The 13,457-nt window shown below is 61.4% G+C and carries 12 protein-coding genes and 1 pseudogene; 7 read left to right on the top strand and 6 right to left on the bottom strand.

The features are described from left to right. The first annotated feature begins 34 nt into the window (after window positions 1-34). Complete coding sequence (locus tag V7M64_RS18320) at window positions 35-865, top strand: kinase (RefSeq protein WP_333681132.1); 831 nt, start codon at window positions 35-37, stop codon at window positions 863-865. 291 nt (window positions 866-1,156) lie between these two features. After that, a complete protein-coding gene (locus V7M64_RS18315) occupies window positions 1,157-1,909 on the top strand; it encodes a response regulator transcription factor (RefSeq protein ID WP_333681130.1) in 753 nt (250 codons plus the stop codon). A gap of 7 nt (window positions 1,910-1,916) precedes the next feature. On the opposite strand, the gene V7M64_RS18310 is transcribed toward V7M64_RS18315, so the two are convergent. Then, window positions 1,917-2,765: an SDR family oxidoreductase gene (locus V7M64_RS18310; RefSeq protein WP_333681129.1), complete on the bottom strand. Its 849-nt coding sequence runs from the start codon at window positions 2,763-2,765 to the stop codon at window positions 1,917-1,919. A 40-nt stretch (window positions 2,766-2,805) separates the two neighbouring features. On the opposite strand from V7M64_RS18310, the gene V7M64_RS18305 reads away from it, so the two are divergent. The 5 genes from V7M64_RS18305 to hemE all read left to right on the top strand — a co-directional run bounded on the left by V7M64_RS18305 (window position 2,806) and on the right by hemE (window position 7,563). Beyond that, window positions 2,806-3,348 (top strand): shikimate kinase, encoded by a 543-nt coding sequence (locus tag V7M64_RS18305; RefSeq protein ID WP_333681127.1) that lies wholly within the window; start codon window positions 2,806-2,808, stop codon window positions 3,346-3,348. Next, window positions 3,345-4,439: a 3-dehydroquinate synthase gene (aroB, locus tag V7M64_RS18300; RefSeq protein ID WP_333681125.1), complete on the top strand. Its 1,095-nt coding sequence runs from the start codon at window positions 3,345-3,347 to the stop codon at window positions 4,437-4,439. Before V7M64_RS18305 ends, aroB begins: the two co-directional genes overlap by 4 nt. 716 nt (window positions 4,440-5,155) lie before the next feature. Continuing rightward, entirely contained in the window at window positions 5,156-5,935 is a 780-nt protein-coding gene (locus tag V7M64_RS18295; protein WP_333681123.1) for a terpene synthase family protein, read from the top strand. A gap of 290 nt (window positions 5,936-6,225) precedes the next feature. Next, the gene (locus V7M64_RS18290) at window positions 6,226-6,489 is read left to right on the top strand and encodes a WGR domain-containing protein (RefSeq protein WP_333681121.1); all 264 of its coding nucleotides are present in this window, start codon (window positions 6,226-6,228) and stop codon (window positions 6,487-6,489) included. Window positions 6,490-6,492: 3 nt separating this feature from the next. Further along, window positions 6,493-7,563, top strand: coding sequence for a uroporphyrinogen decarboxylase (gene hemE / locus V7M64_RS18285; RefSeq protein ID WP_333681119.1), 1,071 nt, complete (start codon window positions 6,493-6,495; stop codon window positions 7,561-7,563). A gap of 48 nt (window positions 7,564-7,611) precedes the next feature. Here the strand turns inward: hemE and V7M64_RS18280 are convergent. The 5 genes and pseudogenes from V7M64_RS18280 to V7M64_RS18260 form a co-directional block, all read right to left on the bottom strand. Then, window positions 7,612-7,986: pseudogene (locus tag V7M64_RS18280) on the bottom strand (MFS transporter); the annotation flags it as partial. Between the two features lie 476 nt (window positions 7,987-8,462). Next, on the bottom strand, window positions 8,463-10,385 hold the full coding sequence (locus tag V7M64_RS18275) for an ATP-dependent DNA helicase (RefSeq protein ID WP_333681117.1): 1,923 nt from the start codon (window positions 10,383-10,385) through the stop codon (window positions 8,463-8,465). 49 nt (window positions 10,386-10,434) lie between these two features. Beyond that, a complete protein-coding gene (locus V7M64_RS18270) occupies window positions 10,435-11,568 on the bottom strand; it encodes a prephenate dehydrogenase (RefSeq protein ID WP_333681115.1) in 1,134 nt (377 codons plus the stop codon). Window positions 11,569-11,638: 70 nt separating this feature from the next. Further along, window positions 11,639-12,403 carry a fimbria/pilus periplasmic chaperone gene (locus V7M64_RS18265; protein ID WP_333681114.1) on the bottom strand — a complete coding sequence of 255 codons (765 nt, stop codon included), beginning with the start codon at window positions 12,401-12,403 and terminating at the stop codon, window positions 11,639-11,641. An 8-nt stretch (window positions 12,404-12,411) separates the two neighbouring features. Then, on the bottom strand, window positions 12,412-13,368 hold the full coding sequence (locus V7M64_RS18260; RefSeq protein WP_333681112.1) for a fimbrial protein: 957 nt from the start codon (window positions 13,366-13,368) through the stop codon (window positions 12,412-12,414). Between the last annotated feature and the right edge of the window lie 89 nt (window positions 13,369-13,457).

The following is a 13,457-nucleotide window of genomic DNA, read 5'->3' as shown; positions in this document are numbered from 1 at the left end:
TTGAATCGTAGCCAGCGCACGTCATGATTACGCGATGAAGGATGATGCTAGCACGCAGAACGAGGCTCTCGCGGGTCACCTGCTGGATCATTACGCCGGCCGTATCGCGCGGGTGCAGCGGCCGTACGTGCTTGGCCTGTCCGGCCTGCAGGGCAGCGGCAAGAGCACCCTGGCACGCGTGATCAAGACCCAGGCCGAGCATCGCGGCTGGCCGACGGAAGTGCTTTCGCTGGATGACTTCTACTACTCGCGCAGCGAACGCGAGGCGCTCGCCCACCAGGTGCATCCGCTCTTGAAGACCCGCGGCGTGCCCGGCACGCACGAGATCGAGCTGCTGCTTTCCGTGCTGACCGCCTTGCCGAATGCATCGGAAAAATTTCCGGTGACCTGGCCGCGCTTCGACAAAGGCCGCGATACGCGCATGCCACCGTCGCGTTGGCCACGCGCCACCCGTCCACCGCGCCTGGTGGTGATGGAAGGCTGGGCGCTCGGCCTGCGGCCGCAACTGGAAAGCGCACTGGAAGAGCCGGTGAACGAACTGGAACGCGTCGAAGATCCAGACGGTCGCTGGCGCCATTGGGTCAACAAGCAGTTGCGCGCGTATCAACCCTTGTGGCGCAAGCTGGACGCCCTGATCGTGCTGCAGGCGCCGAATTGGGAAGTGATCCGCGAGTGGCGTAGCGAAACCGAGAAGGAACTCCTTGCTCGTGGCGCACCGCTGGCGATGGACGCCGCCGCCATGCAGCGCTTTTTATTTCATTTCGAAAGACTCAGCCGGCACGCCCTGGCCACCCTGCCGGTGCTCGCTGACACCTGCGTGGAATACGACACTCATCACCATATGACGGGGCTCAGCCACAACTGAGCCGCGGATGTCTGCAGGCTGGGATGACAATCCCAGCATCTACATGAGCGCCGCCGTCCGATGCATTTCGGAAAAGTTCTATTGTCCGAATAGTTCGCCTCACCATAATCGACGCACAGCCCATCCTGGTGAAAACCGTACTGCCACGCAGACGATTCGCTCGCGTTTTTCGTCAACGACCAGGTCCCCAACATGACACATCCATTCACGCGTGTAGGACGCTGCGCCGCTACTGATTGAATCCATGGTGCCACCGGCCGCGTTACGGAAAACACTCGAGAGCTGCGCAGCATGATGCCTACCCGATCAAGCCACGAAACCCTTTCTTCCGTCGAGCGCCGCGTCCGCGTCGTGATCGCTGACGACCATCCGCTGCTGCTGGCCGGACTGGTGCATGAACTGCAAGGACAGGCTGGCGTACGCATCGTCGGCACCGCCAGCAATTCGACCGCGCTGGTGGATTTACTCGAAAAACATCCCGTCGACATCGTGATCTCGGACTACGCCATGCCCGGCGGCAGCCATGGCGATGGCATCACGCTGTTCGGCCTGCTTCGCCAGCGCTTCCCACACGTGCATCTGATTGCCTTGACCATGATGAGCAACGCCGACGTGATTCGCGCGCTGCTGGCACAAGGCATCCATTGCATCCTCAGCAAGGCCGATCCGCTGGAATACCTCACCACCGCGCTATACGCCGCACTCGCCGGCAAGCGCTACCTGTCGCCCAATATTGAAACCGTCGTGCAGCGGCATGGCATTCAGGGTGGCAGTTCGTCATCGCGCACACGCCACCTCTCGACCCGCGAACTGGAAGTGGTGCGATTGTACGTATCGGGCCTCACCATCAGCGAGATCGCCCGGCGCCTCGATCGAAGCAAGCAGACAGTCAGCACGCAGAAGATGAGCGCGATGCGCAAGCTAGGCATCACCCGCGATGCCGACCTCATCAAATACGGCATCGAAGAACAGCTCACCTCGCAGAGTGCCGAGCCCCACCACGAAGCGAAACACCGGCCGGCTTCCGACACGCCGGACAGTTGATGCCGAGCTATTCCGCGGACGACGCACCGTTATCCAGCAACGCCGCATATCCCTTCAGGGTATCGGGCCAGCCGAAGCGAAAGCCGCTGGCCTTCAGTCGTGCGTTGCTCAGTCGTTTGCTGCCAACGCCCGATGGTGCGGAGCCCTCCGACGGCTTCGGCGCGCCAACCAGGGTGGCGAGGCCGTCGTAAAGAACATCCAGTGGCAAAGGCGTATCGTCGGCGCCCACGTAGAGCCCTTGATGGTCGCGCAATGTGAGCAAATGCACGATCGCCGCCGCGGCGTCGTCCACGTGGATGCGATTGGCCCAGTGGCTGGATTGCCGTGGCGCGCCAGCCTGACCGGCACGCAGGCGATCGATCAGTTGCAGGCGTCCGGGGCCATACAAACCGGCCAAGCGCAGCACGATCGAGTCGAACGGATAGTCCTGCAAGGTCCGTTCTGCTTCCCGCAAGATCCGGCCGTTGAAGCCCAGCGGCGCAGGCGGCGTGGTTTCATCCACCCACTCCTCGCCATGCTCGCCATAGACAGCGCTCGACGATACGAACAGCACGCGTTGCAATGACGCGGCATCCAGCACATCGAGCACATTGCGCAGGCCGGCTAGAAAAACCGCGCGGTAAACGTCTGCCTGGCGCGCGTCCGGAGCCGGCAGGAAGACCAGCCGGGTGATCCCTTCCGGCAAGGCGGCAAGCGTTTGCGGACTAGCCAGATCCGTAGCCAGCCATCGAATGCCGCGTGCATCACCAGGCGGATGGCGGCGCAACGCGTGCACCTCATCACCCCGCGCCAGCAGCAGGCGCGCCACGCGTTCGCCGAGGTCACCGCAGCCGGCGATCAGGATCCGTTCGGCCATCCATCCACCTGCCTGTCGACTCGCTTGCTAATATCCACCCATGAATCCCTCGTGCAACCTGTTCCTGATCGGCCCCACCGGCGCCGGCAAGACCTCGATCGGCCGGCAACTCGCGGCCCATTACGGCCTGCCCTTCATCGATCTCGACCAGGAAATCGAGCGCATCACTGGCGTTTCCATTGCCACCATCTTCGATATCGAAGGCGAAGCGGGTTTTCGCCGGCGCGAGCGCGCCATGCTGGAAGAGTGTAGCGGCCGTCGTGGCGTGCTGCTGGCCAGCGGCGCCGGTGCGGTGCTCGATCCAGCGAATCGCCGCACCCTGCGGGAACGCGGCTACGTGGTGTGGCTACAGGCCACCGTGTCGGCTCAATTGCAACGATTGACGCTCGATACATCACGCCCCCTGCTGGCGGACGTCGATCGCCAGCAGAAACTGGAAGCGATGGCTGCCGTGCGCACCTCGCTATATGAAGAAATCGCCGATCTAGTCGTGCCTGCCGCCGCGGACAATGAAGGCGTAGGCGCTGCCAGCGAGCGTTGCCTGGCACTGTTGCAACGGCATTGGAACCGACAAGCCGCATGAGCCTCATCACGCCTCAGGAAACCATCCAAGTCACGCTTGGCGAGCGCAGCTATCCGGTGTGGATCGGTCGCGATCTGCTCGACGATCACATGCGCTGGCGCAGCATGCTGCGCGGCAGGCATGCGCTGGTGATCAGCAACCACACCGTGGCACCGCTGTACCTGCAGCGCGTAGCAAGTGGCCTGGATGGCTTGCGCTGGTCCTCATTCCTCATCGACGACGGCGAAGCGCACAAGAGCTTCGCCAATGTGGGGCTCGCGCTGGAAGCGCTGGGCACGCTCGGCGCCACGCGCGACGCCTGCGTGATCGCCCTGGGCGGCGGCGTGGTGGGTGACCTCGCCGGCTTCACCGCCGCCTGCTGGATGCGCGGTATCGACTTCATCCAGATGCCGACCACCTTGCTCTCGATGGTGGATTCCTCCGTAGGTGGCAAGACCGGCGTCAATCTCCCCGCCGGCAAGAATCTGGTTGGTGCGTTTCATCAGCCACGCGCCGTGATCGCCGACATCGGCACGTTGGACAGCCTGCCTGCCCGTGAGTACCGCGCCGGCATGGCCGAGGTGATCAAGGGTGCCGCCATCGGCGATGCGGCCTTTTTCTCCTGGCTGGTGCAACACGCCGAGGCACTCGCGGCACGCGATGAAACCGCTCTCGTGCAGGCCATCGCCACCAAGGTGCGCTACAAGGCCGGTGTGGTGGCGCGCGATGAAACCGAGCAAGGCGAGCGCGCACTGCTCAATCTTGGCCATACTTTCGGGCATGCGCTGGAAACGGCGGGCCACTACACCACCCTGCTGCATGGTGAAGGCGTGGCGATCGGCATGCTGCTGGCCGCGCGGCTTTCCGAGCGCCTGGGTATGAGCCATCGCGCCGACACGCAGCGCCTTGAACGGTTGCTCACGGCCATCGGCCTGCCGACCAAGGTTCCCGCGGGCTACGACGCGGAACAACTGCTGGCCTTGATGCGGCTGGACAAGAAAAACACCGCAGGCACACTGCGGTTGATTCTGTGGCGTGGCATCGGAAAGGCTGAAATCATTTCAGGGGTCGACGAGATGGATGTACTCGCCACACTTCGCGAAGCCGTGTAAGAGCTTGTTGACGATCTCCAAGTGGCCCTTGGGCTCGGCGCACCCGGCTTTAGGGCAACGCTGATTAAGCGGGCCATAGTCGTTCAGATGCGCAACGACCAGACCAAACTTCGCCTTGTTGCAATGAGCATGCTACTTAACTCTTTCCACGCCAGCTGTTGACGTTCTGTTGAGCACCCTTCAGTGGAAACTGGCGCCGCGCTCGATCGGTACGATGATCTGCGATAAAAATCACATTTCGGGCGCCCCGTAGCGAGCTTCATTCGCTCCGTACATCGGCAAGACGCAACAGCCTATGTCCCTGATCGCGCACGTCAGGGCCGCTCAAGCTCCAAGCGTTGAAACAGTTCTCCTGCTGAGAGAAGCCGGACATCGGCGAGACACCTGCGACCGCACCAAGGGTCCGCACCGCAGCCCGCATCTCCTGGCAAAAGCAAACCAAGGATCTGCACCCTGCCGGAGAAACCGCCTTGAACACGCCCGTATTTCCCGTTGCCGACACGCTGGGCCCGTCCCCCTCCCTGCTGTCTCATCCACGCTTCAACATTCCCTGGCCTTCAGCCTGCGCACCCGAGCCAGCGCAGATAGAAAACACGATGCTCGACTGGGCTCAATCGCATGGCCTGTTTCTCAATGAGGAACATCGTCGCCGTACCGCCAGAGCCCACTTTGCATGGCTGGCCGCACGCTGCTATCCCCGTGCGGATCGCCGCCTGTTGCAAGTCATCGCCAACTATATCGCTTGCTTCTTTCTGATCGACGACTTGTTCGTTGATCGCGTCGACAGTGTTTCAGCACCTACCGTTTCGCGATTGGCCGCCATGCTGGACGTCATGGATTTCAATTGCCTAGGAGAGCAACCCGTATATGGAGAAACGGCGTGGCTGGATGTGTGCCAGCACCTGCGGCAGTTGCTGCCCGCCGAACACTTTGAGCGATTTGCCAATGGCATGCGCTTGTGGGCGACTGTGGCGGGGCTGCAAATCTTGAGTCATTTGAACGATCGGCCGCCCGGCATGCAAACCTACACAACCATCCGGCGATATATGGGCGGGGTGTACCCCACCCTCGACTTGATCGACCCCGCAAACGCGGCTCCGCTGCCGGCCTCGACACTCTGCCGGCCGGAGGTGCAGCAGCTTCGTCTGCATGTCAACAACATCACCTGCTGGAGCAACGACACCCACAGCGTAGAAGTGGAAATGAAGCAACCCGGCCACTTCTGGAACATGGTGACTGTCCATGCTGCCCAGGGCGGCTCGCTTCAAGATGCGCTCGACCACGCCGCCGCAAGAATAGACAGGGAAATCGAGCAGTTCCTCGCCCTTGCTGCCGCCACTGAATACAACGCAGATCATCTGTTGCGCACTTATATTGCGGGCCTGAAAGATTGGTTGCGCGGTTATTTCGATTGGCTGGAGCACGACACGCAACGCTACGCGACCCAGTTTGCGGAACTGGATGCGGACGATCGTGCGTTCACCGCCACCGCTTAAGGCAACACTGATCAAGTATCGCCGTTGTCATGATGTCTGGAAGGCTCGCCGGGTGTGTCGCGTGGCGCCGGGAAGACTGGCCGTCTTGCCAAGCCGTGCGGCGCAGCCTGCGGACCTTCCAGGCATCACCCCATCACTTTGAGTTCAACCTGTTGGGGCCAGCCCAAGCGCAACCACGCATCCAGCGCTTGCCGGTGGTTGCGGGCACGCAAGCACCCTCGCTAGCAGGGCGGCGGCCGTCTAAAATGGCCCGCCTGCGGCGTTGCCGCCGTATCGTCATACTGGACGCCATGCGCCTCTATCTGCAAACCATGCCCGCCTCGCCCGAGCCGCCGCGCTATGTCCAGATCGTGCTGGAACAGGATCTGCTCGGTGGCTGGACGCTCTATCGCGAATCCGGTACGCAAGGCGGCCGCGCCACGCTCAAGCGCGATCAATACCTGGAGCGCGACGAAGCCATCGCCGCCTTCGAAAAAGTGCGCGATGCCCAGCTCAAGCGCGGTTATCGCGTGGTCTTTGCCCAGGGGGTCGATGGCCCCTACGGACGCCGATAAAACATGTCCATACCGCTTAAGAACGATCGCTTGCTGCGCGCCCTGCGCCGCGAACCCGTCGATACCACCCCCGTCTGGGTGATGCGCCAGGCCGGCCGCTACCTGCCCGAGTACCGTGCCACGCGCGCCAAGGCCGGCAGCTTCATGGCGTTGGCGACCCATCCCGAACTGGCCTGCGAAGTCACGCTGCAACCACTGGAGCGCTACGAGCTGGACGCGGCCATCCTGTTCTCCGACATTCTTACCATTCCCGATGCGATGGGCCTTGGCCTGTCCTTCGCGCAAGGCGAAGGTCCACAATTCGCGCATCCGGTACGCACGCGCGCCGATGTGGAACGCCTGGGCGTACCGGATATGGAAAGCGAACTGCGCTACGTAACGGACGCGGTGCGTCTTATCCGTCGCGAACTGGCCGGCCGCGTGCCGCTGATCGGCTTCTCCGGCAGCCCCTGGACACTCGCCTGCTACATGGTGGAAGGCGAAGGCTCGCGCGACTTTGCCACCACCAAGGCGATGTGCTGGAACGATCCCCCGCTCGCCCATCAACTGCTCGACACGCTGGCACGGTCGGTCGCCGCTTACCTCAGCGCGCAGGCAGCCGCGGGTGCGCAAGCATTGATGATCTTCGACACCTGGGGTGGCCTGCTCGGGCCATCGGCGTACCGCGAATTCTCATTGCGTTACATGGCGCAGATCGTCGATGCGCTAAAGAACGATGAGCATGCACGCGACATGCCGCTGATCCTGTTCTCCAAAGGCGCCCACGCACACCTGGCCGACATGGCCAGGACCGGATGCGCAGCGCTTGGCGTGGATTGGACCGTCGACCTCGCCGATGCGCGCAAGGCGGTAGATGGCAAGGTCGCGCTGCAAGGCAATCTCGATCCGGTCGTGCTGCGCGCCAACCCCGAGGTGATACGGCGCGAAGTGCGAAGGGTACTCGACAGCTATGGCAATCATCCCGGACATGTCTTCAATCTCGGCCACGGCGTGACGCCTGAAGTCGATCCAGGGCATGTAAAAGTACTGGTGGATGAAGTGCACGCATATAGCCGCGCCCTGCGCGCGGCATAACCTCATCGAGACGCCGTGGTCGGGTTTCGCCAACTCAGCCTGCGCCAACCACGGAAACATGCTGGTGATGACAAAGTTGGCCACCCACTGCGCTGCAGCTGCCACGGCAAGGGCGATCGCGCGAATGCCGTTCGGGAACATCTCACCCGATAGCACCCACACCATCGGCTCCCAGCTCAAACCAAAACACACCACGTAGAGATCGGCGGACCAAACAGAAACCCGCCGATCGCTGCCGCCGCTGCAATCAACACTACCCCTGGCCGTAGTGCGCGCTTCCTCCCCCTGGGAGCTTGCGGTGACTAACTTCCTTCCATACGTGGAGTAAGGGAGGGCTGGGGGCCCAGGTGTCCCCACGTTTTTTTGCTCGTCATTCCGGCGAAGGCCGGAATCCAGCCCAGGTACGTCGTGCGCAGCACACATTACTTTTTGCTGAGCGCTGCGCACATCGTATTGCACCGGATTCCGGCCTTCGCCCACTGCTGTCCGGAGAAATTTTTCGCCGTTCCTGCGGGAAAGCTAAAACGACGTCATTCCAGTGAAAGCTGGAATCCAGCGACTTGAAAATCTGCAAAGGCACTGGATTCCAGCTTTCGCTGGAATGACGAGCTGATGGCACTGAATTTCCATGGGAAATTTTCGATGCCGGGTGCTATGCCCGCGCATTTCTGAAGAACTTCATTTTCCCCGGACAGCATGGGCCTTCGCCGGAATGACGAGCAAAAACGTGGGGATACCTCAGCCCAATCCTCCCCTGCACGCAGCGGAGGGAGCGCAATACGGCAAGCATCGTGATGCGTGCTTAAGTCAGTGCCATTGGGGTGTGGAAGATTCTGCGCAGGCCAGCGGGTCTTTCCGCCTGAATACGTATGCACGGTACGTTGGGGCGCAAGCCCAAGCTATTCGGCAACCTCAAAGAACCGCCGCACATCACCGATAGCCCGCGTGCGCGGCATCGCGGGCAGGCTATTGAGAAACAACTTCCCATAGCCTTTGGCAGTCAACCGCGGATCGCACAACACCAATACACCGCGATCATGAATGTCGCGAATCAAACGCCCCGCTCCCTGCTTCAGCGCAATCACCGCGGACGGTACCTGCCAACCCATGAAGGGATTGATGCCGGCCTGTTCCAACGCCTCCAGGCGCGCCTGCAGCACCGGATCATCCGGCGCCGCGAACGGCAGCTTGTCGATCATCACGACGGATAACGCCTCGCCCGCGACGTCCACGCCTTCCCAAAAACTGGCTGCGCCGAGCAACACACCATGCCCACTGGCGCGAAACTCTTCTAACAATTGATGCCGCGGTGCGCTGCCCTGCACGAACAAGGGCCAGGGCACACGATCGGCCAATAAATCCGCTGCACGACGCAACGCACGATGCGAGGTAAACAACAGGAACGCGCGGCCATGCGACGCTTCCAGCACTGGCAGCGTGGCCTCGATCACGCGGTCGGTGTAGTCGCGCATAGCCGGATCCGGCAGACCCTCGGGCATATAGCAGAGGGCTTGCCGTACATAGTCGAAAGGACTTTCCAGGCTCAGCGTCTGCGGGTCGTCCAGGCCAAGCTGGCGCGCGAAGTGATCGAATTTTCCTGCCACCGACAGCGTCGCCGACGTATGTATCCACGCTGCCTGCGTGCGTTCACGCATGGCGCGCAACGGTCCCGCCAGATCCAGCGGCGTGGCGTGCAGGGCGAAACCGCGGGGAAACAGTTCGTACCAGCGCACGTCCTGCTCCGAAGAGCTTTCCGCCACGCGGTCCAGGCGTTCACTCAAGTGCGCGGCGCGTTCGTGCACGTTCATCAAGCCGCGCGAACGTTCGGCCTGTGAAGCCAGCGCATCGGTAAGCGCCGCCAATACCTCACCCATAGCATGCAACGCGGCAGGCACGCCGTCGCGCTGCCATAGTTCATGGAATGGACCGCGCGTCGGCAGAGTGTCGATCGCCAAGCGGAACTTGCGTATCGCTTCTTGCAGCGCTTCAACCGGCTCCAGCACCGAACCGATCGCGCCGGTGACACCGTTGCATTCGGCCAAGGCGTCCTGCGCCAGTTCGGTAAGCTGGCGTGCGCTGATGCTTTGCGAAAAGAACTGCCCGGCCAGTTCGGGAATCTGGTGTGCCTCGTCCAGGATGAAAGCTTGCGCCCCGGGCAGAATCTCGCCGAAACCCTCTTGCTTCAACGCCAGATCGGCGAACAACAGATGGTGATTCACCACTACCAGGTCGGCCTCCTGCGCCTCGCGGCGCGCGGTGATCACGTGGCAGTCGTCATAGAACGGACATTCCACGCCCAGGCAATTCTCCGGCGTGGACGTGACGCGCAGCCATAGCGGCGAATCCTCCGGCACCTCGGCCAATTCCATGCGATCGCCACGACGCGTACGCGCCGACCAGGCGCGGATCGCTGCCAGCTGTGCGGCTTGCGTGCGCTCAAAGGCTGCACCTTCACGCACGGTCTGATCGAGCCGGTACAGGCACAAGTAATTGGCGCGCCCCTTCAGCAGCGCGATCTTGAGCCGCGCACCCAGTACCGAGCGCACTTTCGGTATGTCGCGAAAAAAAAGCTGATCCTGCAACGCCTTGGTGCCGGTCGAAACAATCACCCGCTCGCCCGACAACATCGCCGGCACCAGGTAGGCATAGGTTTTCCCCGTACCTGTGCCGGCCTCGGCGATCAACGTTTCGCATTCGGCGATGGCATGCTGCACGGCGCGCGCCATGGCCTGCTGCGCGGCGCGCGGCGCGAAATTCGGCAGTTCGCGGACAAAGGGCCCATCGGCGCCAAGCAATGCGCCACTATCGTCGAGGTCAGTCATCGCGACAGTATCGCGCAGGGGCGAGGCAGGCGGAACCGCAGGGCGCGCGCTAAACGTCGGCGCTGGCGGCCTCTACAATCCGCCCGATCCCCTCGGCTTCGATCGCCTGCATGGCGTCGCGCAACACGCTCCCGTCGCCGTCCCGGCTTACACCGATACGAAACAGCAATTCGCCTTCCGCACTACGGGAGGAATGGATGGAATCAAGGTTGATAGCACGCTGCTCGAACACGGACAGTAGCGCGCGCAACGACCCGGGGCGATCCAGCGGCAGGAATACGCTGATGTAGCGCGGCTCGCGCAAATCGGCGAGCAAGTAACCCAGGCGCTCGAATGCATAGCTACCTTCGGCCACCGCTTGCTCGCCCACGTAAGCGCGGCTTTGTGTGAGCAGCGTTTCGCGCATGCGCTCACGTGCTGCATCGTCACCTTGGCGAACCAGGTCGCGCAGCCCATCGATATGTGCGGCGAGGCGTTCCAGCATCGTCGCGACATAGGGATTCTCGAACTGGATGTCCTGATAGATAGCCGGATTGCTGGCAAGAATGCGGCGTATGACCGCCATATCCAATTCATAACCCACCGAACTGAAGGGACGGATGCCGTCGACATCGCCCACCGTCGGCGCCAATTCACGCAACACCGCCGCTTGCGCCATGTGAGTGGCGTGCACCATGCCCTGTACCAGAGCCATCACGCGATCGTGCCGGTCGGCATCGGCGCGCACGCAATCGGCCTCGGTGGCGGCGAGAAAACGCTCCAGCCACGGACGCCACTTATCCAATCGTGCTTCGCATACCACCATGGCCCGGCCACGCAGGGTGGCGGACTTGGGGGCGGCGCTCATCGGATGCAGGCCGACGACTTCCGCCTGCGATGTAAGCATGGCCGCGACCGGCGCTGCCTTGGTCGAGGTGATATCGAGCCACAGCTGCCCGCGTTCGGCACCCGCTGCCTGTTCAACATAGTGGCGAATGACAGACGGCGTCTGGCGGATGGGCGCGCAGAAAATCAGGACATCGACAGACTCGACCAAGGCGCGTTCCGTCATTGAAACGTCGCCGTGAGGGTCGCGACCTGCTACCCGCAAACCCATCTGATCTTCGAAGAACCGGCGCAGCCAGCGGCCGTAAGCGCCTTGGCTGCCGACCAGGCCTATGCGTGGCTTTTCAGGATTATGCAAATCGACCCCTTGCTGGCGCGACTGCCCGAAGTAATCGTCATTCCAGCCAAAGAGGATAGAGAGAGCATCCCTAGGGCATCAAGGGGGCAGTGTGCGGAACAACCTGGCCGTAGTCACCAATGTTGGTAAATTGCACCTCAGCTTTTGCTCCCTCAGCCAAATGCGTCTCACCCAGCACAAAGCGCTGCTTGCTGCCGGGAGCGACCATTTGCGGATCGTCGCTTTTGACTTCCTTGCCGTCTATGACCAGCGACACTTTCTCAAAAGAAACGTAATAGGCACTCGGGTTTTCCACCTGAAGGACCTGCTTCGAGTCTTCCTGGAGAAGCTTCCAGCTTAGCCGGCGGGGTGCATCCTCAACCGCTCCTTTCAAATCCTTCGGCCGGAAAAACAACTTCACGCGCGTGCGAAAAGCCAACTGCAGCGTATTGCTGTCTTTGCCTTCGGCGGCCTTGGGCTTGGGCGGCACTTCCAGCACGTTCAGCCAGAACACCGACTCCTTGTCGGCAGGCAACGGCTTGTCCTTCAGGTAACGGATGCGCAGCACCTGTGCCTTGCCCGGTTCCATGCGAAAGACGGGGGGGGTCAGCAGAAAAGGCATGTCGAGTTGCGCGGGCGTTTCCTGTTCGCGGCCATCGTCGATCCAGGCCTGGAGCAACAATGGCGACTTTTCTTCGTCGTTGCTGAGGTGGACGGTGACCTGGCTTTCTTGTGCCGGGTAGATCACCCGGGTGGACGCGACCACCACTCCGGCATGGATCGGATTAGCAAGCATGCCAATCACGCAACAGGCGAGCCATGCGCGGGCACAACGGAGAATATGAGGTATGTTCATCATCACCCCTATTGGTAATTGACGGTAACCGTAGCGACCGCGCTGACCGTGCCTGCGGTTACCGTGGACTCCGTTTGGAGGTAGCGCGCCGAAAAGGTGAAGTTCTGATTGGCGCCGGCATTGAACCTGATCGGCGTCGCGCTGTTGGGGATGGCCTGCGAACCATTGGATTGCCATAGCTGCAGTGCTACGCCCTTGGCGGTACCGTTGTTCTTGAATGCGTTCGGGTAAGCCGGATCCGCCGTGCCGGCGAAGGTCATGGAGGCCGTGCTGGCATTGCAGTTGCTGCTGGCCCTGAGGGACTGATCGGCCACCCAGTTGTAGGTGGCGCCTGCACCTCGGTTGAAGTCCGAGGTTTTCAGCACACCCATGTTGAACGTGGCGCTGGACGTTGAAAGCGAACACGTGGGCGCATTCGGAAGGATGGTGGCGCCCCCGAAATATACTTCACCGATTACCCTGCCATCGACTGTCGTGACTCCTACTTGGCCTGACGGAATAACGCCGCCAGGAGTTGGCCCAGCTTGATAAAGACCTACATAGACTTGACCATCGGAAGATACATCGTTTGAGTTTACATTGACGTATGACCATGGCATTCCCCCGACAAAATTAGGCTGACCTGCGATTGCGAGGAAGATACCGGGAACATTGGTGTAAACATAACCATGCACAGGCGCAAGTGTGGTGAAATTTACGAAATTCGCAGCAACAACTGAATCTGTGCACCTTGTCGCAACTACTCTAAAGCTGGCCTGTGCATATCCCCCGGCGAGATGGATATAAGACCCGTTCTCGGCCCCTGCTGAAACAGTTCCGAGGTTGCCTACCGTATAAGTAGACGGTGCAGGTGGGTAGCTGGTACAGGTGGCATGTGCGTGTGTCCCGCCCAGCAACAGCAGCATTGCGAGAAGCAGATAGCCATATCCGCACGCAGCCCGATTCATCAGCTGGATCATTTTCATAGCGTTTTCCTTCGCGGATTCCTTAGAAATTCCCGCGTCTACTGTTAGTTCGTTCTCTTTAATGTGCCGCGTTGCCAAGCATTCGATGG

The sequence above is a fragment of the Dyella sp. genome (genome assembly GCF_036746095.1).
Classification (GTDB): Bacteria; Pseudomonadota; Gammaproteobacteria; order Xanthomonadales; family Rhodanobacteraceae; genus Dyella_B.
This window is presented reverse-complemented; position numbering and strand designations above follow the sequence as displayed.

Excerpts from the sequence above, each read along its gene's own strand:
- V7M64_RS18320 (WP_333681132.1), top strand. The coding sequence starts at position 35 with ATGAAGGATGATGCTAGCACGCAGAACGAGGCTCTCGCGGGTCACCTG.
- V7M64_RS18315 (WP_333681130.1), top strand. The coding sequence starts at position 1,157 with ATGATGCCTACCCGATCAAGCCACGAAACCCTTTCTTCCGTCGAGCGC.
- V7M64_RS18310 (WP_333681129.1), bottom strand. The coding sequence starts at position 2,765 with ATGGCCGAACGGATCCTGATCGCCGGCTGCGGTGACCTCGGCGAACGC.
- V7M64_RS18305 (WP_333681127.1), top strand. The coding sequence starts at position 2,806 with ATGAATCCCTCGTGCAACCTGTTCCTGATCGGCCCCACCGGCGCCGGC.
- aroB (WP_333681125.1), top strand. The coding sequence starts at position 3,345 with ATGAGCCTCATCACGCCTCAGGAAACCATCCAAGTCACGCTTGGCGAG.
- V7M64_RS18290 (WP_333681121.1), top strand. The coding sequence starts at position 6,226 with ATGCGCCTCTATCTGCAAACCATGCCCGCCTCGCCCGAGCCGCCGCGC.
- hemE (WP_333681119.1), top strand. The coding sequence starts at position 6,493 with ATGTCCATACCGCTTAAGAACGATCGCTTGCTGCGCGCCCTGCGCCGC.
- V7M64_RS18275 (WP_333681117.1), bottom strand. The coding sequence starts at position 10,385 with ATGACTGACCTCGACGATAGTGGCGCATTGCTTGGCGCCGATGGGCCC.
- V7M64_RS18265 (WP_333681114.1), bottom strand. The coding sequence starts at position 12,403 with ATGAACATACCTCATATTCTCCGTTGTGCCCGCGCATGGCTCGCCTGT.
- V7M64_RS18260 (WP_333681112.1), bottom strand. The coding sequence starts at position 13,368 with ATGAAAATGATCCAGCTGATGAATCGGGCTGCGTGCGGATATGGCTAT.